Annotated in this window: 18 protein-coding genes; 9 read left to right on the top strand and 9 right to left on the bottom strand. The window is 50.8% G+C overall.

Features of this window, described 5'->3' with window-relative positions:
• Positions 1–91: 91 nt before the first annotated feature.
• The gene (locus FC652_RS18595; RefSeq protein WP_176299730.1) at positions 92–904 is read right to left on the bottom strand and encodes a nickel-binding protein; all 813 of its coding nucleotides are present in this window, start codon (positions 902–904) and stop codon (positions 92–94) included.
• Between the two features lie 300 nt (positions 905–1,204).
• On the opposite strand from FC652_RS18595, the gene FC652_RS18590 reads away from it, so the two are divergent.
• Together FC652_RS18590 and FC652_RS18585 are read left to right on the top strand one after the other, a co-directional pair.
• Complete coding sequence (locus FC652_RS18590; RefSeq protein ID WP_176299729.1) at positions 1,205–2,179, top strand: DUF1852 domain-containing protein; 975 nt, start codon at positions 1,205–1,207, stop codon at positions 2,177–2,179.
• Positions 2,180–2,203: 24 nt separating this feature from the next.
• Positions 2,204–3,238 (top strand): methionine synthase, encoded by a 1,035-nt coding sequence (locus tag FC652_RS18585; protein ID WP_045597335.1) that lies wholly within the window; start codon positions 2,204–2,206, stop codon positions 3,236–3,238.
• A gap of 124 nt (positions 3,239–3,362) precedes the next feature.
• Here the strand turns inward: FC652_RS18585 and FC652_RS18580 are convergent, their stop codons facing one another.
• Positions 3,363–4,370, bottom strand: coding sequence for a DUF2955 domain-containing protein (locus FC652_RS18580; RefSeq protein WP_176299728.1), 1,008 nt, complete (start codon positions 4,368–4,370; stop codon positions 3,363–3,365).
• A 9-nt stretch (positions 4,371–4,379) separates the two neighbouring features.
• A complete protein-coding gene (locus tag FC652_RS18575; protein ID WP_045619093.1) occupies positions 4,380–5,444 on the bottom strand; it encodes an HlyD family secretion protein in 1,065 nt (354 codons plus the stop codon).
• 99 nt (positions 5,445–5,543) lie between these two features.
• Between FC652_RS18575 and FC652_RS18570 the strand changes: the two genes are divergently transcribed.
• On the top strand, positions 5,544–6,404 hold the full coding sequence (locus tag FC652_RS18570; RefSeq protein WP_045619094.1) for a LysR family transcriptional regulator: 861 nt from the start codon (positions 5,544–5,546) through the stop codon (positions 6,402–6,404).
• Here the strand turns inward: FC652_RS18570 and FC652_RS18565 are convergent.
• The 3 genes from FC652_RS18565 to FC652_RS18555 all read right to left on the bottom strand — a co-directional run bounded on the left by FC652_RS18565 (position 6,398) and on the right by FC652_RS18555 (position 8,902).
• On the bottom strand, positions 6,398–7,789 hold the full coding sequence (locus FC652_RS18565; RefSeq protein WP_017791273.1) for a heavy metal sensor histidine kinase: 1,392 nt from the start codon (positions 7,787–7,789) through the stop codon (positions 6,398–6,400). The two genes, FC652_RS18570 and FC652_RS18565, sit on opposite strands and share 7 nt — an antisense overlap.
• Positions 7,740–8,435, bottom strand: a complete 696-nt coding sequence (locus tag FC652_RS18560; RefSeq protein WP_072610427.1) for a heavy metal response regulator transcription factor — start codon at positions 8,433–8,435, stop codon at positions 7,740–7,742. The genes FC652_RS18565 and FC652_RS18560 overlap by 50 nt, the downstream gene beginning before the upstream one ends.
• Before the next feature lie 86 nt (positions 8,436–8,521).
• Complete coding sequence (locus FC652_RS18555) at positions 8,522–8,902, bottom strand: DUF3316 domain-containing protein (RefSeq protein ID WP_011081896.1); 381 nt, start codon at positions 8,900–8,902, stop codon at positions 8,522–8,524.
• A 239-nt stretch (positions 8,903–9,141) separates the two neighbouring features.
• Between FC652_RS18555 and FC652_RS18550 the strand changes: the two genes are divergently transcribed.
• Both FC652_RS18550 and FC652_RS18545 read left to right on the top strand, forming a co-directional pair.
• Positions 9,142–11,109 carry an alkyl/aryl-sulfatase gene (locus FC652_RS18550; RefSeq protein ID WP_061057877.1) on the top strand — a complete coding sequence of 656 codons (1,968 nt, stop codon included), beginning with the start codon at positions 9,142–9,144 and terminating at the stop codon, positions 11,107–11,109.
• Positions 11,110–11,122: 13 nt separating this feature from the next.
• On the top strand, positions 11,123–11,587 hold the full coding sequence (locus FC652_RS18545) for a hypothetical protein (RefSeq protein WP_060534549.1): 465 nt from the start codon (positions 11,123–11,125) through the stop codon (positions 11,585–11,587).
• Between the two features lie 65 nt (positions 11,588–11,652).
• On the opposite strand, the gene FC652_RS18540 is transcribed toward FC652_RS18545, so the two are convergent.
• Positions 11,653–13,713: a sensor histidine kinase gene (locus FC652_RS18540; RefSeq protein ID WP_060534547.1), complete on the bottom strand. Its 2,061-nt coding sequence runs from the start codon at positions 13,711–13,713 to the stop codon at positions 11,653–11,655.
• 138 nt (positions 13,714–13,851) lie between these two features.
• Between FC652_RS18540 and FC652_RS18535 the strand changes: the two genes are divergently transcribed.
• The 4 genes from FC652_RS18535 (at position 13,852) to lhgO (ending at position 20,136) form a co-directional block, all read left to right on the top strand.
• Entirely contained in the window at positions 13,852–15,228 is a 1,377-nt protein-coding gene (locus tag FC652_RS18535) for a sigma-54 dependent transcriptional regulator (protein WP_081036392.1), read from the top strand.
• A 435-nt stretch (positions 15,229–15,663) separates the two neighbouring features.
• A complete protein-coding gene (locus tag FC652_RS18530) occupies positions 15,664–16,674 on the top strand; it encodes a TAXI family TRAP transporter solute-binding subunit (RefSeq protein WP_176299727.1) in 1,011 nt (336 codons plus the stop codon).
• A 73-nt stretch (positions 16,675–16,747) separates the two neighbouring features.
• Positions 16,748–18,868 carry a TRAP transporter permease gene (locus tag FC652_RS18525; RefSeq protein ID WP_043877593.1) on the top strand — a complete coding sequence of 707 codons (2,121 nt, stop codon included), beginning with the start codon at positions 16,748–16,750 and terminating at the stop codon, positions 18,866–18,868.
• Between the two features lie 65 nt (positions 18,869–18,933).
• Positions 18,934–20,136, top strand: coding sequence for an L-2-hydroxyglutarate oxidase (gene lhgO, locus FC652_RS18520; RefSeq protein ID WP_176299726.1), 1,203 nt, complete (start codon positions 18,934–18,936; stop codon positions 20,134–20,136).
• 79 nt (positions 20,137–20,215) lie between these two features.
• Here the strand turns inward: lhgO and FC652_RS18515 are convergent, their stop codons facing one another.
• Positions 20,216–20,563: a DUF3316 domain-containing protein gene (locus FC652_RS18515; protein ID WP_015728355.1), complete on the bottom strand. Its 348-nt coding sequence runs from the start codon at positions 20,561–20,563 to the stop codon at positions 20,216–20,218.
• 227 nt (positions 20,564–20,790) lie between these two features.
• A complete protein-coding gene (locus FC652_RS18510) occupies positions 20,791–21,015 on the bottom strand; it encodes a hypothetical protein (protein ID WP_176299725.1) in 225 nt (74 codons plus the stop codon).
• Positions 21,016–21,322: the final 307 nt, after the last annotated feature.

Below are 21,322 nucleotides of genomic sequence, written 5' to 3'. Positions count from 1 at the left end.
TTCAGTTTTGGCGCACAGGTGGCAGTCTAGATTGTCATCATGTTGAGGGAGTGCCCACCGTGAGCCGCGGGGAAGCGTGTGAGTGGCAAACTCAGAGAACCTGATACAGCTTGGTTGGCTCGTTGAATCCTTTAAAGGTCTTTTCTCCGCAATCACAAAATTGCAGCTGGTGGAGCGTGCAACTTTGTTTGACGAGTTCGACGACCAATATTTGGTCAGATTCCGTGGCATCACACACGCGCGACGCCATTTGAACGGCGCTGCCGAATAAGTCGTTGTTTTCTTGAACGGGCTCACCCGCGCTTAAGCCGATCCGTACGTGCATACTTTGTTCAGGATGGCTTTGGTTATGCTGTGCAAAGGCCTGTTGAATGCTCTTTGCGCACTGAACCGCATCATCTGCCGAGGTAAATGACACCATAAATCCGTCCCCCGTGTGCTTCACTTCGCGGCCATTGTGCATTTTTATCGCGTTGCGCGTCATTGCGTTGTGGATGTGCAGCAGGTGCATCGATTTTTGATCGCCCAAACGAGTGGTCATGGCGGTGGAACCTGCCAGATCGGTGAACATGATGATGCGAAATGCGCTGTCTATCTTTGCGGGTTCTTCGTGTGTTGGTGTAATTGGATCTGCAATGCGTCCTAAAAAGAGCTGCACGATATTGGGATCCACTGGGATGATTTCGCCCGGCATATCGCCATGCGCTTCTTGGTGGACTTGGCGAATGATCGCTTCACTTTCTGCTTCGACTAAGCAAAAGGTGGTGCCTCGAACTTCATCAAACCAATAAGTGACAAACTTCACGCCATATTTCTCTTGAATGTCGAGGTCTTTGAGATGCGCGGTTTCTATCGCCTCTCGCGTGGCATTTTCTGAAAAATGGCGATCCATGAATAAAGGCATGATGACGAGCTCCCGACGCAAACTGTTCCATTAAACATAGCACAAGCGAATCCGCTGCGAGCCGGGAGGCTTTAACCATGAATTTCCTTCATGTTCAATGTGAAACAATACCAATATTCTTCAAGTCGCGAAGCAAGTATAAAAACCGGACTGCTCTGGTGCTTGCCAAGGTGAGTGCGTTTTTGTGTCTAAGACGAAACGCAGCGCAAACTGGCGATTGGGAAAACCAAAAAACACAACCACCCCATGCCCAGAGAGGAAAAGTCAGCGTTATCTAAGGAAATAGGAGACCAACTCACCATGAACAACGATTTCACGTTTGCGATCAAACGCATTCGCTTTGACGAGAACTACCAGCCCTCGGACAACACGCGCATCACCACCAACTTTGCCAACTTGGCTCGTGGTCAGCGCCGTCAAGAGAACCTGCGCAATGCGCTTCGCATGATCGACAACCGTTTTAACGCCATGGCGAGTTGGGATAACCCAACCGGCGATCGTTACTCGGTGGAGTTGGACATCATCTCCGTGGATATCGATATTCACGGCAGTGGCGACGCTTTTCCCTCGATTGAAGTGCTCAAAACCAACATTCTTGACCGCAAAACCAATGAGCGCATTGAAGGCATTGTCGGCAACAACTTCTCGTCTTATGTGCGTGATTACGACTTCAGCGTGCTGTTGCTGGATCACAACAAAAATCAGCCTCAGTTCAGCATTCCAGCGAATTTTGGTGAGCTGCACGGCAAACTGTTTAAGGCGTTTGTCAGCTCGGCTGAGTATCAACAGCATTTCAAAAAGCTGCCCGTGATCTGCCTGAGCGTGTCGGACAACAAGATCTACCGCCGCACGGAAAACCAGCATCCGGTGTTGGGGTATGAGTATCTGCCCAACGACTCCTCGCTGACAGAGCAATATTTCCAGAAAATGGGCTTGCAGGTGCGCTACTTTATGCCGCCAAACAGCGTTGCGCCGCTGGCGTTTTATTTCTTTGGTGACTTGCTGAACGGTTACTCGAACCTTGAGCTCATCAGTACCATCAGCACCATGGAGACGTTCCAAAAGATTTACCGCCCAGAGATTTACAACGCCAATGCCGTGGCAGGACAACGCTACCAACCCAACTTGAAGAACCTTGACCACTCGTTAACTCAAATCGTCTACGACCGAGAAGAGCGCAGCCAATTGGCCATTGAACAAGGTCGCTTTGCCGAAGCGCATTTCATCAAACCGTACCAGTCGCTCCTTGAGCAATGGTCGGCCAATTACGCGTAAGCAATCAGTAGAATCGAGAAGGGAATGACGATGAAAACACTATTACCCACTTCAACCGCGGGCAGCTTACCGAAACCATCATGGCTGGCTGAGCCGGAAACACTGTGGTCGCCATGGAAACTGCAAGGCGATGAACTGACGGACGGCAAACGCGATGCGCTGCGCCTCTCTTTGCACGAGCAAGAGCGAGCGGGCGTGGATATTGTCAGTGACGGCGAACAGACTCGCCAACACTTTGTGACAACCTTTATTGAGCACCTGAGCGGGGTGGATTTTGAAAACCGCAAAACGGTGACCATTCGCAACCGTTATGAGGCGAGCGTGCCGACGGTCGTGGGGCCGGTGAGCCGCACTAAGCCAGTGTTTGTGGACGATGCCAAATACTTGCGCCAGCAAACCAAGCAGCCGATCAAGTGGGCGCTGCCGGGGCCGATGACGATGATCGACACGCTCTATGATGATTACTACGGCAGCCGTGAAAAACTGGCGTGGGAGTTCGCTAAAATCCTTAACCAAGAAGCGAAAGAGCTTGAAGCGGCGGGCGTCGACATCATCCAATTTGATGAACCCGCGTTTAACGTCTTTTTTGATGATGTCAACGATTGGGGCATTGCTTGTTTGGAGCGCGCTATCGAAGGGCTGAAATGCGAAACGGCGGTACACATCTGTTACGGCTACGGCATCAAAGCCAACACCGATTGGAAGAAAACGCTTGGCTCTGAGTGGCGACAATACGAAGAAGTGTTCCCGAAACTGCAGAAATCCAACATCGATATTATCTCGCTGGAATGCCACAACTCGCGCGTGCCGATTGAGCTGCTTGAGTTGATCCGCGGCAAGAAAGTGATGGTCGGTGCAATTGACGTCGCCACCAACGAGATTGAAACGCCAGAAGAAGTGGCCAACACCCTGCGTGAAGCGTTGAAATACGTCGATGCAGACAAGCTCTACCCATGCACCAACTGCGGCATGGCACCACTTGCTCGTGATGTTTCCACCGCCAAGCTCAACGCTTTAGCCGCCGGTGCTGCGATTGTGCGAAAAGAGCTGGCGAAATAACACGGGGCATTTTCCCCACTCCTTAGATAAAACAAAGCCAAGTGCTCAGCGCTTGGCTTTTGTTTTATCAGCATGTCACTCGCCAGAGTGGGAATCTCCGCAAGGTTCTTTTTTCCCAGTTTCTCTATACATTCTGAATGTCAGGATGCTTCAATAACAACGCGCGAATGCCATGATGCAGTACCCACATCAACATCGCTGTGGCGGTTACGGCGACAAAAATAGAGCTAAAACGGTATAAAATCGAAAAGAACGCGTCTTTGCCTTCGGGGACAATCGCAGTCAGCGGCACGGCCAGTGCCGACATCGCCGAAAACGCAATCGCGCCTTTGATTGGCCCCTTGGTGAGCAAATAACAAAATGGCCCCATGGCGATGGTCAGCGCGAGCCAAAACAGCAAGCCATTGCTATACCAACCGCTCAACACCAGTTGAACTGCCAAGCCAGCTAAGCAACCCAGCGCGGTGCCAATGACGCGGATTTTTGCCATCGCCATGGAGCCAGCCAAGGTCATTGGCGTAAGAATGATGATGATTGACGCTTGCGCTGAGAGTGAGTCGTAAAGATCGGCAAATTGAAACAGCAGAAAAGCGGCCATGGCGACCACCCAACCCATCGCTACTTGGCTGATGTAGTCCATATCGCTTTTGACGGGCGTGGTCATGGCATCCTGAATCTCATCGCGTTTGGGCTCGGGAAAGAGCCAAAAAGCCAGCGCACAAATGGCAATGTTTGCAAGGGAAATGACCCATAAGTTGAGGTTAAAATCTTCGATATCGATGAAATCATAGCTGGCAAAGTTCAGTACGATCGACCCGACCAACAGCCCCATATAGCCAAACAAGTAGGTGTTGGGATTCATCATCGCAATGCATTTGATTAGGAAAAACAGCCCCACCGCCACCGTCATGAGCACGGGATGGAACTGTAGATATTCCAACAAAAAGGTTGCTTGTACTGTGGTCCAGACGGCGGAAAACACCACCATCAGTAGCCGTGAAAGCTGAAAGCTATCGGTTCTGCTGAGAATAAACAGTGGCAGCATGATGGCGAAAAAACCGTAAGACCAACCAAAGAGCATGCTCAGGGCAAGGCCGCTGGCGCAGCCAAACCAAATTCGCTGAGTTTTCATCTCGCCCCTCTAGTACACGTAGTGGAACAGGCTGGCGAGCTTGATTTGCCAAGTGGCCATCCAACGCCAGAAGGTCTCCTCTGGTGGGTAGAGCACGATGGTGGCGCGAGAGCCAACAAACAGTGCCGCAGGCATGGCATCGTCAGTGGCGAGATTGACGCGTGTTCTCTGCGCATCGCGTACCCAGCGGTTGTTGATTTCCACGCTGGTTAATGAGCCGTTAGGCTTTTGCTGCGCGGCAGCAACACCGTAATCCCGGCTAGAGAGCGAGAAATTAAACACTTGGCCCGGATAGGCATCAAACGCCACCATGGCATGATAGCGATCATCCACGTTGGCGACGGATTTTTCGCGAAAATCCCCCGTTACCCACAGTGAACCGGTTGGAATGAAAGTCAGCAAGGGCTGGTTGGCGTTGGCCATGCTGCCCACTTCCAATTGCAAGTTGGTCACCACCCCATCGCTAGGGGCAAGCACCTGAGTATTGGCCAAATCCAACTGCGCTTTTTCAATGCCGTTTTGCGCCACGCGCACTGCGGTGCTTTGTCCTTCTCCTTGGCCCAGTTGCGCTTCAATCACGTTGAGGCTTTGCTGCTCGGCTTTTAAGTTGGCGTTGGCCACTTGGTTTTGCGCAAAGGCGTTATCGAGGCTAGAGCGGGAAATCACTTGCTGCGTCGAGAGCTTTTGCAGGCGCAGATACTCTCGATGGGCATTGTCATAAGTTGCTTGTGCTCGCGCAATATTCGCCAGTGCCGCTTCGCGTTGAGAATAGAGCGTCGCTTCTTTTTCTAAGGCAGATTGCAGCGAGAGCTTGGCTTGCTCTAAGGCAATGCGGTATTTACGTGCATCAATGCTAAACAGCACATCCCCTTGTTGAACATGCTGGTTATTGTGGATCTGCACTTGGGTCACTTTGCCCGACACTTCAGGGGCGACTTGCACAACATAACCTTGAACGCGACCTTCGGTGGTGATGGGAGCGTGTTGGTCAGCCAGGATGATGTAGAAAAATAGTGCGATGAATAGGACAATCAGGCTTCTCATCCAAACGCGAAATTTATGTTCTGCAGTCATAGAATCTATCAGTTTAAAAAGAAAGAGTGCGATTATAGAGAAGGGCGACGTTGTGCAGTAGAATGTGAAAAAAGACATTAGTGAGCTAAAAGTAGGACAATGAACGTCAGTCTCGATGATCTCTATCTGTTTACCCAAACGGTGATGCATGGCGGCATCAGTGCCGCAGCCAACGCGCAGAAAATGCAGCGCTCTAAAGTCAGCCGCCGTTTGCAAGAGCTGGAAAAGGCGCTGGGGTGCCAGTTGTTGATTCGCACCACGCGCTCAATTGAATTGACCGAGCAAGGTCAACGCTTGATTGAACTGGTGGGTCAGCCGATGACGCATTTGCAACAAGGGCTGGCTGTGATGTCTGAGCACAATCAGCCATCGGGGGGTAAAGTGCGTTTGGCGATCCCTTCGGCTTTGATGACCTCGGCGGCGTTTAACGCCATCATCAGCCAATTTAGCCAGCATTTTCCCTCGGTCTCCTTGGAGATTGAAAACCATCAGCAAAGTGTCGATCTGCGCCGTCAGGCGTTCGATCTTCAGCTCTTGCCTGATGGGGCGAAGGTCAGTGACGACAGCTATGTGCAGTTTAGCTTGCTGCCTTATCGCTCGCATTTGGTGGCCTCGAAAGCTTACTTAGAAACGCATCCCGCGATTCATTGCTTAGAAGATTTGCGCCAGCACCGCTTGCTGACCAACCGCTACAATGCTGACTTGCTGGATCCCAGTTTGCCGCTGGCACTGAAATCGGACGATCTGCATTTGCTGCGTTCCATGGCGATGGCAGGGCAAGGGATTGCGTTTATTCCGCAAGTGCATTCCAAACCCGCGTTGGAAGAGGGCAACTTAGTGGAAGTGTTGCCCCACCTCACCCACGCGAAACAACACCTTACCTTAATCTACCCGTCAGCACTTTACCTTCCGGAGAAAGTGAAAGTGCTGATTGAGTTGTTTCGCGAAAAATTTCAGTGAGCCGGATGGATAACCACATCACTCAAGGTGAGCGTAAAGGTGGTTAAGTCGTGCTTGGACTGGGCGTAAATATCGCCGCCATGCAATTTGGCTATGGAACGAGAAATGGGTAAGCCCAAGCCCGCGCCACCACTTTGTTGGTGAGTACGCGATTTGTCGGCGCGATAGAAACGCTCGAATAAGCGTGGTATTTGCGTGGATTCGATGGTCTCTCCGTGATTGGTCACGGCAATTTGGTAGCCGATCAAATGCGGGAAAATCTCGACGGTGATATTGCTCTCTGGGTAACTGTGGCGCACCGCGTTGGAGAGCAAATTGGCGAACGCGCGCTTCAGCATGTTTCTATCGCCGACCACTTGGCCTTCACCAAAACAGGTAATGGTGAGAGACTTTTCATCCCCCGCTAACTCGTAGTATTCCGCCAGATCCTCCAGCAGCAATTTGAGGTCGATCGGCTCGTTGTTTTTCATCAACAAGTTATGCTCCGATTTGGCCAAATAGAGCATATCGGAGATGGTTTTGGTGAGACGACTGAGCTCTTCGGCGTTGGATTCCAAAATATCGCGATATTCTTGCTCACTGCGCGGTTTGGCCAGCATCACTTGGGTTTGCGTCATCATATTGCCGATGGGGGTGCGCAGCTCGTGGGCGATGTCGGATGAAAATTCCGATAGGCGTTCAAAATCGCCCTGAAGGCGAGAAAGCATGCGGTTGAAACGTGCCACCAATGGCAATAATTCCTCCGGAAAGGGCTGCTGTGGGACGCGGACACTGAGCTCTTCCGTAGAAATGGCATCCACGTATTGTTCAAGTTTGGCCAAAGGTTTGAGTCCTTTGCGCGCAATGAACCAACTGAGAAAGCCACTGACGATGCTGGCGAAAAAGGTGATCCACAGCAGCACCTGTTTGAAGTTGGACAGAAAGGTAATGTGCAGGTCGATGTTCAGCCCCAACACTGCGTACCACTCTGGCGAGCTGCTCAGCGGGAAACGGATGGCTCGGTAATGGTGGCCATTTTCCTGCCAATCTATGCGTTCCATGCTGGCTTTGTTGATGAACCTTTTCGGCAAAGCGAGCGATTGAGACTGGTATTCCACCTGATTGCCATTGAGCAACCAGAGTTTGGTGTCGCCTTTTTCAAAGAAAGGGCCGTATTGGCTGATGAAATCGCCTCGCACTCTCAGTTCGTTAATCGTGTTGAACTTTTGCTGTAAGTTGTAGCGATCTTGCTCGTAAAGATGATGTTTGACCGCCCACAGTACTGCGGCACTCAGTGACACAAGTACCAACAGAGAGGCAAAAAAGTAGGAGAAAGTCAGCCGAGTGGTGATTGATCTAAATCCCATAACCAAGCTCTCGCTCCTCAAGCACGTAGCCCATGCCACGTTCAGTGTGAATCAATTTCGGCTCAAACGGTTTGTCGACTTTATTGCGCAGCCGCCGCACGGCCACGTCGATGACATTGGTGTCACTGTCGAAATTCATGTCCCAAACGGAAGAGGCTATTTGGCTGCGCGACATCACTTCCCCCGTTTTGCGCATAAACAGCTCCAACAAGGCAAACTCTTTGGCGGTGAGGGCAATGGGTTCTTTGTCGCGAAACACTTTGCGTCGCAACAGATCCAGATGGAGATTGGCGATGGAAAGCCGGGTGGTGCTTTGGGTAGTCGGTTGCTGGCGTTTGAGCACGGTGCGAATGCGCGCCAACAGTTCGACAAAGGCGAAGGGTTTAACGATGTAATCATCGGCGCCCAGCTCCAGTCCTTTGACTCGATCTTCGACTTGATCGCGTGCGGTGAGCAGAATCACTGGGGTGTCGACTTGGTTACTGCGCAGAGCGCGCAACACTTGCCAACCATTGAGGTGGGGCAACATCACGTCCAATACAATTAAATCATAGCGTTGGCTGGTGGCTTGATAGAGGCCATCAACCCCATCACAGGCGAGATTGACGAGATAGCCTGCTTCTGAAAGTCCTTTTCTTAAATACGTCCCGGTTTTCTTTTCGTCTTCAATGATCAGAAGTTTCATAACTGCCTTAACCGAGTGTCACAACGAGGCCAGCTAAAGCGTGGCAGGGCTAGGGGTGAGCCCTACCAAACGCGGTTTGATGGAGATTAGCTGTTCTCATCTCGTTTCAAATATTGATAACCCACGTTGACCACACCTTGGTAGCGGGTGTCACCTTGCTCATCGATGATCACTTTGGTGCTGATTTCTGCGCCATCTTTGAGCTCAATACTGTTGGTTTCCGTTGGGTCATAGGCTATGACATTGAATTTGGCCTTTAGTTCTTGTGGCGATGCGGCTTGCAAGTTGGCCAGCAGCACCACACCAGCATCGTAAGCTGCTTGCTGGCTGCCATACAACTCGGTGGTTTTGCTGTAGTGCTTAGTGGTAAACGTGTAGTTTGGCGGTGGCGTTTGCAGCGCCGCCCAACTGGTTGACGCGAAAATTAAGCCAGCAGAAGCAAGAAGAGTGGTGGTGACTTTTTTCATTGTTGTTTCCTTAACTCTAGTTATCTAGGGGTTAAGCAAAGTGTATCGATCGGCGCTGACGAGAAAGGGTCGTTGAGATGACAAATTTGTCATGTTGTTTTGTTGCGTGGATGCAACGGCTCTCATTCGCAAGATAAGTTTGATTCTGTGCCCGATATCTCAATGAAAAAACAGTAGAAAATGGCGAACGCGATGAGCGTGGTCTACGTTGTTGGAGTGCAGTTAGGTTCATAAAAGGAATGACAATGAAACCACTCTCTTTGTATATCGCGCTCGCGCTCACGTCAGGGGCCGTTCTGGCCGAACCCATCCCATCTAAACCGGCGACACAAGCCACGATTGAAGCCAATCAGGCGGTGTATCAAGCGTTAAATTTTAAGGATGAAACCGATTTTAAGAATGCCCAACGAGGTTTGATCGCCAAACAAGATGTGGTCACCATCAAAAACGCCAATGGCGATGTGGTGTGGGATCTGGAAGCGTACAAGCAGTTCATCTCGCTAGAAAATAAAGCGCCAGATAGCGTGAACCCCAGTTTATGGCGTAACGCGCAGCTCAATATGATCAATGGTCTGTTTGAGGTGACTGAGGGCATTTATCAGGTGCGCGCTTACGATCTTTCCAACATCACCTTTATTAAAGGGGACAAAGGGTGGATCGTCTTCGACCCGTTGATTTCCCAAGAAACCGCTAAAGCGGCGCTGGAGTTTGTTAATGCTCAGCTTGGTGAACGCCCAGTGACGGCGGTGGTTTATTCGCACAGTCACATTGACCACTTTGGTGGGGTTCGCGGCATCGTGAATGAAGAAGATGTGAAAGCGGGCAAGGTGGAGATCATTGCCTCACACGGCTTCACGGAACATGCAGTGTCAGAAAACGTGATTGCAGGCAATGCGATGGGCCGACGCGCGATCTATATGTATGGTGCTTTGCTGCCGCGCAATGAACGTGGCGGGGTCAACGGTGGCTTAGGCCAAACCACGTCAACGGGCTTACCAACCTTGATTGTCCCCACCCGTATTATTGAAAAAACCGGTGAAGAGCTGACGGTGGATGGCGTGCGCATGGTGTTCCAATACACCCCAGGCACGGAAGCACCAACCGAAATCAATACTTGGTTCCCAGACAAAAAAGCGTTGTGGATGGCAGAGAACTCCACCAACACCATGCACAACATCCTCACGTTGCGCGGAGCGCAGGTGCGTGATGCGCTCAAGTGGTCCTCTTACCTCAACGAAACCATTGAAATGTGGGGCGATGAGGTGGAAGTGAAATTCCAAAGTCACCACTGGCCAATGTGGGGCAGCAAAGAGATTGTTGCTTACTTTAAAGGCCAGCGCGATATGTACAAGTACACACACGACCAAACCGTGCGCTTAATGAACCAAGGGTACATCGGCTCTGAAATCTCGGAAGTGATTCAATTCCCTGAGGAGTTGGAGAAGAACTGGAGTACACGCGGTTACTACGGCACCTTACGCCACAACAGCCGAGCGGTCTATCAACGCTACATGGGTTGGTATTCTGGTAATCCTTCCGATCTCAACAACTTACCGCCAACCAACGCAGCGGTGAAATACGTTGAGTACATGGGCGGCGAAAGTGCGACCATCGACAAGGCGCAAGCGGATTTCGATAAAGGCAACTACCGCTGGGTGGCAGAAGTGCTCAAACATGTTGTTTTTGCTAACCCACAAAGTAAGCGTGGCAAAGCGTTGCTCGCCGATACTTACGAGCAGTTGGGGTATCAAGCGGAATCTGGCCCGTGGCGCTCGGTTTACTTGCAAGGGGCTTATGAGCTGAGAAACGGGACGCCCAAAGCGGGAGGCACCAATACGGCCTCGCCCGATATCATCAAAAACATGCCGCCAGAGATGTTGTTTGATTACCTAGCGGTGCGCATTTTGCCAGAAAAAGCCGCGGGTAAAACCTTCGCCATCAACATCAATTTCACCGACTTAGATGAGCAGTACACCTTGTATGTGGAAAACTCGGTGCTCAATCACACGCGTAAGCAAGCGAAAAAAGCCGACGTGACGTTGAATTTGACCAAGGCGACTTTAGACGATGTTCAGCTTGGCAACATTACCTTGGAGAAAGCGATTGCCGATGGTGATGTGCAACTCAAAGGCAATAAGCAGGTGTTTAAAGACTTTGTTGGCATGCTGGATAAGTTTGATTTCTGGTTCAACATCGTGACGCCATAGAGAGGGCATTGTTATGGTGCGAAGTAGGCACTTACCTCTCTTGGGTTTGTTGTCCTTAATGGCAAGCCAGCCTGTGCTGGCTTGTTCTTATGATGGTCAATTTAATAACCCGTTTGCGGAGAGTTATCCCGGCGCGTTAGACATTGCGATAGCCACTCGCGAAGCGATTGATGCGCAGCACATTACCAAACCGCAGAGATTGGCGGGCAGCAAAGGACTGGCGCGTGCGCAGTGGTGGTTAACCTTGCTCAACAAGCAATGGCCGGATGCGGTCGCAGCGGAAAGCTACATCTATCTGGTGGACAGCCAATTGTGGTCAAAGCGGCAAATGGATGGGCTCACCATTCATGTGCCTCCGCCTGAAAATGCGCAACAGGTGATGCTATTAAGTGAGGCGGCCCTGGGCGCGTTAATCAATAATGAGCTCAGCTACGAGCAGGCCCATGAGCTGCAGATTGTGCAGGCTGTGACGCAGTAATTTGCACGGTTTTTGGCACAGTCGTTCGCGCAGTCGCTTAACGGCCATGCAGCCTAGAAGTCTATTTAGGATATGGAAGGCTCTGCGAGTAAAAACGTCAGTGTAAAGGTGAGTCCGGCACTGGCGTTTTTGTTGACCGCAATCCGCCCTTGCATATCGCGCATGTTGTTGGCGGTAATCGACAGGCCCAAGCCTAGCCCTTCGCCAATTTTTTTGCTTGTCGCAAAGGGTTCAAACATCTGACTCAGTTGCTCCTCGCTGACGCCGCAGCCGTTGTCACTCAAGGTGAGCGTCAGCGCTGTTTCTGAAGTGGTGGCTGAGATCATCAATTGTGGCAGCGCGGTGTGTTTCATAGCGTCCACAGCGTTGGAAATCAGGTTACCCAGCACTTGTCGTAAGCGCTGTTCTTCTCCCAACACATTGGCCAGTGGATGCGGTAAACGCACTCGTACATCAATGGGGGCGAGCTCGGCTTGGTAAATGCGCAAGGTTTCTTGTAACGCATCCGGCAGGGAGACTGGGCAAAGTTGGTCGGGCTTTTGATAGGCGAAGGATTTAAGCTGGCTGGTCATTTTGCCCATGCGATCAATCAGGCGATGGATAAGTCGATTGTTGGCTTGCAACATCGCCATTTCACCCCGCTCAAGCAAAATCTCGTTACTGGTGAGCAGGGTTTTTAGCCCTGTCAGCGGTTGATTGAGTTCGTGAGTGATCGCGCTCGACATCCTACCCAGCGCCGCTAATTTGCTGCTTTCGATTAACTCTTGTTGCGCTGAACGCAGCGCCGCGGTGCGTTCCTCCACCCGTTCCGCCAGCTCTTGGTTGGCCTTTTGCAGAGCTTGTTCGGCTTTTTTGCGTTTGCTGATGTCGAGCACCGTGGCGAGGTAGTAAAGCTCGCCATGCCAGGGAAAAGCGGTGAGAGAAAACAGCAACGGAAATTGGCTGCCATCGCTGCGCCTACCCATGGTTTCCACCGCACTCACTTCCGCAAGATCGCGATGCTTGGGCAAGTTTCTCAGCAGTTGCAAGGTGGTGGAGGCGGCATTGCCGGTATCAAACAGTTGCCATGCAGGGGCGCGTTTACTCATCGAATCGGAGAGGCTGAAATAGCGTTTGGCCATCGGGTTGAGGTCTTCAATCTCACCATGACCATTGAGCAGCAATAGCCCGACATGGGTTTTGTTGATCATCTGACTCATCCTCTGGCGCGACTCATCCAATAAACGCTGGATGCGTTGGTTGCTGAGTGATTTTTGATGGCGTTGGTAGGCAATTACGCCAACCAACAGCAACACAAAGTTGGCCAACAGGATCGCCCAACCTGCACGGCTGCTCGCTTGCTGTATCGGCTGGTAATCCGTGAGGTAGGTGAGTTGCCATTGGAGGTCGTCCAGCACAATGGTTTGGGCAAGAAAGCGGCGTTGTTCCAGTTGCCAGAATTGCAAACGCGTGCCATCGCGCAATGTCGCCTCGCTTTGCTGGATCTCACTGAGGCGATCATTCAGCTCATCGGCGGTGAGCGTCGGGTGGCTGGAAAGAAAATAGTGACCACGCTGGTTTTGAAACAAAATGGCATCGCTACTGAGTAGCCATTGTTCGGTGAGTAGGCGCAAATTGATTTGCACCACGGCAATGCCTGCGATGCCAAAATCGAGGTACACCGGTGCCGCCAGATAGAAAAACGGTGACGCCCCCTTGGCTTTGCTGACCAGAGCGACCCCTTCCCCTTGTGCGTGAATTTGTTCCACAATGGCATCGAGATCTTGCTCGCTCAATGCTTCGTTTTCCAAGCTGGACACCAGCACATTGCCACTGGCAGAGAGCAGATACCAGCCTTTGGTATTGGCCGCTTTATCCAGCAGAGTCAACTCGCGTCTGAGTTCAGAATAGAGTGAGCGCTCACCATTGAGAAACCGCTCGCTGTGATTGTTGCTGGTGAGCAGATAGGGCAAGTGATAAAAACGCTGCAAGGCGCGACGCACATCGCCGATGTAATCGAGAAAATGTTGCTGCGCGTCAACCACTGAGCGCGAGGTTTGCCACTGGCGCACCAGCTCTTTCCCCGCCCATTGGCTGACAAATAACCACATGACGATAGCGATGAGCACTACCACTCGTTTTTTCATCGCGTTGCCTCCTTGCTTGTTTGGCCCAAGATTGCTCTGCTTGTTGGGTTTGTTAAAGCTTTGTTGTTGAGAAGTGAGATCCAGCTCCTTTTCCCTTCGGCGCTTTTTGCTAACGTAGCAGCAGGAAAATTTGACACGATGGACAAGTGGTATTTCTCGATGGATGCAGTTTCTTTCCCCCATATCGCCCTGATTGAAGACGATGAAATCGTCCGCCAAGCAACCGCCCAATGGTTGCAACTGGCTGGCTTCCACGTTGAGGCATTTAGTCATGGCCTCCCAGCCCTTGCTGCGATCAAAACCGGCGATTTTGACGGTATCGTCAGCGATGTGCGTTTGCCGGATTTGGATGGCATCACGCTGCTGGCCGAGTTGCAGCGAGAACAAGTAGGCTGCCCGATCATCTTGGTCACTGGGCATGGCGATGTCGATATGGCGGTGAAGGCGCTGCAAAGTGGCGCGTACGATTTCATTGAGAAACCGTTTAATCCTGACCGCCTCGCCTCGACACTGCAGCGCGCGGTGAGCGAATATCAGCAGCAAGCCGACTATGGCAACCGCAGCCACTATCTGCAGCAGCTCAGTGGCATTGAGCAGGTCTTGATTGGTCAAAGCGCGATCATGCGCCAGTTGCGTGAGCAAGTCGCCCGCGTTGCCAGTATGGACACCAATGTGATCATCTATGGCGAAACGGGAACCGGAAAGGAGTTGGTGGCGCGCAGCTTACATACTGAAAGCGCACGACGAGCCAACCCATTTGTTGCGATCAACTGTGGCGCGATTCCGGAAAATCTCTTTGAAAGCGAGCTGTTTGGTCATGAGGCTGGCGCGTTTACGGGCGCCAGTAAGCGTCGCATTGGCAAGCTTGAGTATGCCGATAAAGGCACCTTGTTTATGGACGAAATTGAAAGCATGCCGATGGCAATGCAAGTCAAAGTACTGCGCAGTTTGCAAGAAAATCAGGTGGAGCGTGTGGGTGCCAACCGGCCAGTAAATGTGGATTTACGCGTGGTGGCGGCAGCGAAGGAGAACTTGTTTAACCATCCCGCTTTTCGTCAGGATCTGTTTTATCGTCTCAATGTGGCGCAGTTACACTTGCCGCCATTGCGTGAGCGAGAGGAAGACGCATTGCTCTTGTTTGAGCATTTTGCTGCGCAAGCTAACCCGAATAAGCGTCGGCTCAGCGCTGCGGATTCGCGCGCGTTGTTAAGCTATGCGTGGCCGGGCAATGTGCGTGAGCTGCGCAATGTCGCGGTGCGCTTTGCGTTGGATGAGAGCTTGTCGGTGATGGAGATCCTTTCGAGCCGCGCGGCGATGGTGCAAGAGAGCTTGCCCGTCGGTGTGCCACTGGCCATCCAACTGCACAATTTTGAGCGCAAGGTGATTCACGATGCTTTAGTGCGCCACCAGGGCAGCATTTTGGAGGTGATGAACGAGCTTGATCTTCCTCGTCGCACCCTCAACCAAAAAATGCACAAGCTCGGTCTGAATCGCGCCGATTACACCAGCAGCTGATTTCTGCCAAACGAGCCGATCGCGTCTGTTCTTGATCAAACAAAGAGATGATCAGACAAAGAGATGCGTAGACAATCGATAAGCTGACGATCAAATGAGCAGATAATCAGAGGCAAGCAATGAGCAAGATTTTGCTCATTGCCATTGTTAACATTTTCATAACCTCGATCACGAAGTACGAATTCACAGGCGAATGGCTTACTCTCTATTTTGGTTAACCATTTGATTTAATGTTACTTTATGGTTTCTGGTTCTCATCTCCAATAAGCAAGATCTTGCTCATCTTCAGCAGAGTAAATCAGCCAAATGTTGCTCATTTTACTGATTTATTATCATTTATCGTTTATATATCAATCACTTAAAAACTGGCATTTTGTTTGCTTTAAGGCTGTAGGTAACAAAACCATAACAACTACCCTACAACGGAGTGTAACCATGAAAAAGAACCTATTGATGAAATCTATCGCTGTCGCCATGGTCTGTTTCTCGGCCAGCAATGTCGCTGCCGCAGATAACCGCAGCTATATTTTGGCCACAGCCTCGACGGGCGGGACGTATTATCCGGTAGGGGTGGCACTGGCAACGCTAAGCAAAGTGAAGCTTGAGCCACAATACAAGTTTTCTCTCTCTGCGATCAGCTCGGCGGGATCAGGCGAAAACATCAAGCTAATGAACGACAACGAAGCGCAGTTTGCCATCCTACAAGGTCTTTATGGCGCTTGGGCTTCAACAGGTGATGGCCCATACGCGCAAAGCGGCCCGCAAACCAAACTGCGTTCAGTCTCCATGCTGTGGCAAAACGTCGAACACTTTATTGTACGCAGCGACCTGACCAGCTCTGGCACAGTGGCCGATCTGAACAATATGAAAGATAAGAAGTTTTCTATTGGTACCAAAAACTCCGGGACAGAAAACTCGGGTCGCCAAATTATGTCGGGTTTAGGTGTGAACCCGGATGAGTTCAATCTGGCATACATGGGCTATGGCGCGAGTGCGAGTGCGATGCAAAATGGCACCATCGATGGTATGAATACCCCGGCTGGCGTGCCAGTGGGCGCGGTAACACAAGCATTTGCTGCATTGGGGAACGATATCCAGCTCCTTTCGTTTACCGATGAGCAAATCAAACAAGCCAACGGCAAATATGAGCTTTGGACTAAGTACGTCATCCCAGCCAACACTTACCCAGGTGTGGATAAACCAGTGACGACCATCGCTCAGCCTAACTTCCTTGCGGTACGCGATGACATTTCCGATGAAGACGTTTACCAGCTCACCAAAGCGATCTACGAAAACCTGATCTTCCTACAAGGCATCCATAAAGCAACCAAAGCGATGGCGATAGAAAAAGCGATTGCGGGTCTTCCGCTGCCGCTGCACCCAGGCGCGGCGCGTTACTACAAAGAAGTGGGCATCACCATTCCTGATGCTCTGATGAGCAAGTAACCGACTTTGCCCACCAATGAACGATGGTGGGCGTAAGGCTTGTTATTGTTTCTTGTTCCCTCGGAGTCTGACCATGAGTGATTCTTTACAACAACAGTTGCAGCAGTTTGAGTTACCGACACGAACGGATTTTCCGTGGGTAACCGCCGCCATCACCGGCATTGGTGTGGTGCTTTCTCTGCTGCATATTTGGTTCAATACTTTATCGACCTTGCCGGAACTGTGGATCTCCGCGACCCATTTCGCCGGCTTTGCGCTGATATGCTTGCTGTGGTACCCAGCGCACGCCAGTTTGAAGCGCAGCCGTATTGCGTTAGCGGTGGATGTGCTGATTGGCATCGCCGCACTGGCGTGTTTGATTTATATCCCCTTTGCGGAAGATGCCTTATACCAGCGTGGCGTGAAATTTGTCGCCTCGGATTGGGTGGTTTCTATTACCGCGATTTTGATTGCGATTGAGATCATTCGTCGCACCATGGGCTGGTTTATCCCGGTTTTGATCGTCATCTGTTTGAGCTACGTGGTGTGGTGGGGCAAATGGGCGGGTGGCATTTTCCATTTCCCCGGTTTGAGCATGGAAACCCTGCTCTACCGTAGTTTCTTCTCCTCAGAAGGGATGTTTGGTTCGATTTCACGCATCAGTTGGACCTTCGTATTCATGTTCATCCTCTTTGGCGCGTTTTTGGTGAAATCGGGCGTGGGGGATTACATCATCAACGTCTCACGTGCGGCGGCGGGCAAAATCATCGGTGGCCCCGGTTTTATTGCGGTGCTGGGTTCTGGATTGATGGGCTCGGTGTCGGGATCTAGTGTCGCCAATACCGTTTCGACTGGCGTGATCAGCATTCCGCTGATGCAAAAAGCGGGCTTTCCATCGCGCTTTGCCGCGGGGGTAGAAGCCGCAGCGTCAACGGGTGGGCAATTGATGCCTCCGGTGATGGGGGCGGGGGCGTTCATTATGGCCTCTTACACGCAGATACCTTATGTCGATATTGTCGCGGTGTCGTTTGTTCCGGCACTGATTTACTTTTTGTCGGTGGCGTTTTTCGTGCGCATCGAAGCCAAACGCAGCGGCGTGCAGAAGATCACCACCAGTGATGAGTCATTGGGCAAGGTACTGCTGTCTGGTTGGCATAATCTGATCCCACTGGTGGTACTGGTTACGCTACTGGTGCAGGGCTTTACTCCGACCTATGCGGCGGGTTTGTCTATCCTTTCGGTGGTAGTGGCGTCTTGGTTCTCAAAAGATCACAAAATGGGTCCCAAAGAGATCATCGAAGCACTTGCCCAAGGGGCTAAAAACATGGCGACCACCGCGGTCTTGCTGGTGGGCATTGGCTTGGTGATCAACGTGATCAGCACCACCGGGATTGGTAATACCTTCTCGTTGATGATCAACGGCTGGTCGCAGGGTGACTTGCTGATCATGTTAGTGCTGATAGCATTGGCTTCACTTGTGTTGGGCATGGGCTTGCCGGTTACCGCGGCTTACATTGTGCTGGGCACGCTTTCTGCCCCTGCGTTGTATCAATTGATTGCGGAAAACCAGTTGTTGAGCCTGATGTCTGCGGGGCAATTGCCGGAACAAGCGAAAGCGATTTTCATGCTCGCTGCGCCCGATAAGCTTGATTTGCTCAATGCCCCTATGGCCATCGAGACCGCGAAAGAGATGCTGGCTTTGGTGCCCGTCGATTTCAAAGAAACCTTGCTTCAGCAAAGTTTGGGTATAGAAGCCGTAGGTTTGGCACTTTTAGCCGCACATTTGATTATTTTCTGGCTTTCACAAGACAGCAACGTTACCCCACCTGTGTGCTTAACCGCATTTGCTGCTGCCACCATCGCCAAAACACCGCCGATGCGCACCGGGCTTACTGCGTGGAAAATCGCCAAAGGGCTCTATCTCGTGCCGCTGCTCATCGCCTATACCGGCTTGGTAAGTTGGGATGTGACCACGGTGCTGGTGACCGGATTCTTCGCCATTTTTGGCACCTATGCCTTGATTGGCGCACTGGAAGGCTATTTAGAAGGCCAAATCAATTGGCTGCTACGCCTCGCGCTCGCCGCTTCTGGCGCGTTGATGGTGTGGCATGATGTACCACTTTGGTTACGTGTGGCATCACTCATCATATTCGCCGTCATTTTCGTGTACAGTGGGCGCCAATATCAGGCGCAACAAGCGGCAGCGGTTTCTTAATTTTCCTGCGCTCATCGTTTGAGCGCAGTGCAAATACGCATCCTGAATGAAAAGGGAGTAGTGAAGTGTACGATTTTATTGTTGTGGGTGGCGGGATTGTTGGGGTTTCAACGGCTTGGCAATTGCAGCAGCGTTATCCAGAAAAATCGGTGTTGTTGGTCGAAAAGGAATCGGGCTTTGCTCGTCACCAAACGGGGCATAACAGCGGCGTGATTCACGCCGGGGTTTATTATGCGCCGGGCAGTCTAAAAGCGGATTTCTGTAAACGCGGCGTGGAAGCTACCAAGGAATTTTGCGCCAAGCATCAGATTCCGGTTGAAAACTGTGGCAAGTTGCTGGTGGCGACGACGGCCGCAGAAGTGGAAAGGATGAATGCGCTTTATGAGCGCTGCCATGTGAATGGCATCGAGGTCGAGCTGCTCGACGCTGCGCAATTGAAACTGGCGGAGCCCAATATTGTCGGTTTAGGGGCCATTTACGTGAAGTCCACCAGTATTGTCGATTACCGTTTGGTGACGGAAAAAATGGCGCAGGAGCTGGTGGATTTAGGAGGAGAGGTGCGCCTCAACGCTAAGGTGATCGCGCTTGAAGAGCATGCGGATGAAGTGCAAGTTACCTGCGAGTGCGCGGGAGAGACGTTGCAGCTTAATGGGCGCTTTTTGATTTCCTGCGGCGGGCTGATGGCGGACAGATTGACCAAGATGCTTGGTATTGAGACGGACTTTCAGATCATCCCTTATCGAGGTGAATACTACCGGTTACCTAGCAAGCACAACCAAGTGGTGAAACATCTCATCTACCCGATCCCTGATCCGGATTTGCCATTCTTGGGCGTGCATTTAACGCGCATGATTGACGGCTCTGTGACGGTGGGGCCGAATGCGGTGCAAGGCTGGAAACGCGAAGGCTATGGCCGAGTCAATTTCAGCATTCAAGACACTTGGCAAATGTTGCGCTTTGCTGGGTTTTGGAAGGTGACCAAACAGCACTTTGCCACTGGGGTGAAAGAGTTTATTAACTCTTGGTGGAAGGCGGGGTATCTCAAATTGGTGAACAAGTATTGTCCGATGATCCAAGTTGGAGACTTGCAGCCTTATCCCGCAGGGATTCGCGCCCAAGCGGTGCTCTCAGACGGTTCGTTGGTGCACGATTTTCTCTTTGCCGAAAGTCCACGCAGCTTACATGTGTGCAATGCTCCCTCACCTGCGGCGACATCGGCGATGCCAATTGGAGAGTACATCTGCAATAAAGTTGACGCGAAGCTTTAAGGCGGAAACTCAACACCAAGCTGAAAAGAAAAGGGGCACTCAAATGAGTGCCCGTTTGTTGGAATTAGGAACCTAGAACCTAGCTATTGCCGCTTTCGCGATATTGGTATTGGTAGTCAACATCGACAATCGCGCGGTAAGCCACTTTGCCGCTTTCTTTCGCAAACTCTTCCACTTTCACTTCTATGTCTGAAATTTTCAGTGAATCGTAAACAGGGCGTTGGCTAAATACGGAAAGCTCGTGCGTCAGTTCAGTGGGTGTCATGGCGCGCAGCTCTTGTGCTTTCATCAAACCTGCATCATAGGCAGCTTGTTTGTTTGCGAACGTATCCGTGTGAAGAGACGTTTCGCCGATTTGAGTTTCAACGGATGCAAAGACAGTAGAGCTTAGTGTTAACGCTGTAGCAAGCAGAATCATTTTTTTCATGATGTTCACCTCTATATGGGCTTGGTTGTGATTACCTGATCCATAGTAGAGATTTGTATGTAAAGAATCCGTCAAGCTACGTAAAGAGCTGTCTAGTTGGTGCAAAATATTTGTCAGGACGTCAAAAGCGCGTCATGGTATTGATTGCGTCAATTTCTCGAGCTATTTATCGAAACTCGAATAAATGATTAGTTATCAAACTCCAGTTGTTTTTCTCAATATTCGAGTCACTTGATCGCGTTAAAAACTGAACTTTTTAATCGTTTCAAAACCGAGCCAAATACATTTTTTATGAATCTAGATGATAAATCAGTCAATTTATGAACAATCTTGCCAGCGAATTTTAGCATATGTCCAAGTAACCCTTCGGTCTGCTCTCTAAATCGCTGAGATATATTGGCAATTTTTTCAATGGCTTGTGCAATTAGATCATAAAAAGTCAAACCACTCATTGCCATGTTCTGAAAAGACAATAACGCTACATAGCCAGCATCCCTTAGCAGTGTTCTAATTGCGGAAGCGATCTTATCAGCCCAGTAGTTATTGAATATTACTTTGTGGCTGTTTTGCAATTTTAATCGGGTAGACTTCAGGGCGGGATCGCACTTTGTTAACAAATATGATCTAATTGTGCCAAACCCTCAGCAGCACAGTCATTTTGAACCTTATTGAACACTTATCTGTTGTAGAAGATACTCGCTCGGACATCAACCAAAAACACGACCTTATCGATGTTATGTTCCTTGTTATTAGCGCTAT

The sequence above is a fragment of the Vibrio sp. 05-20-BW147 genome (genome assembly GCF_013369385.1).
Taxonomy (GTDB): Bacteria; Pseudomonadota; Gammaproteobacteria; order Enterobacterales; family Vibrionaceae; genus Vibrio; species Vibrio floridensis.
Note: the sequence above shows the minus strand (reverse complement) of the source record. Positions and strands in the feature narration are given on the sequence as shown.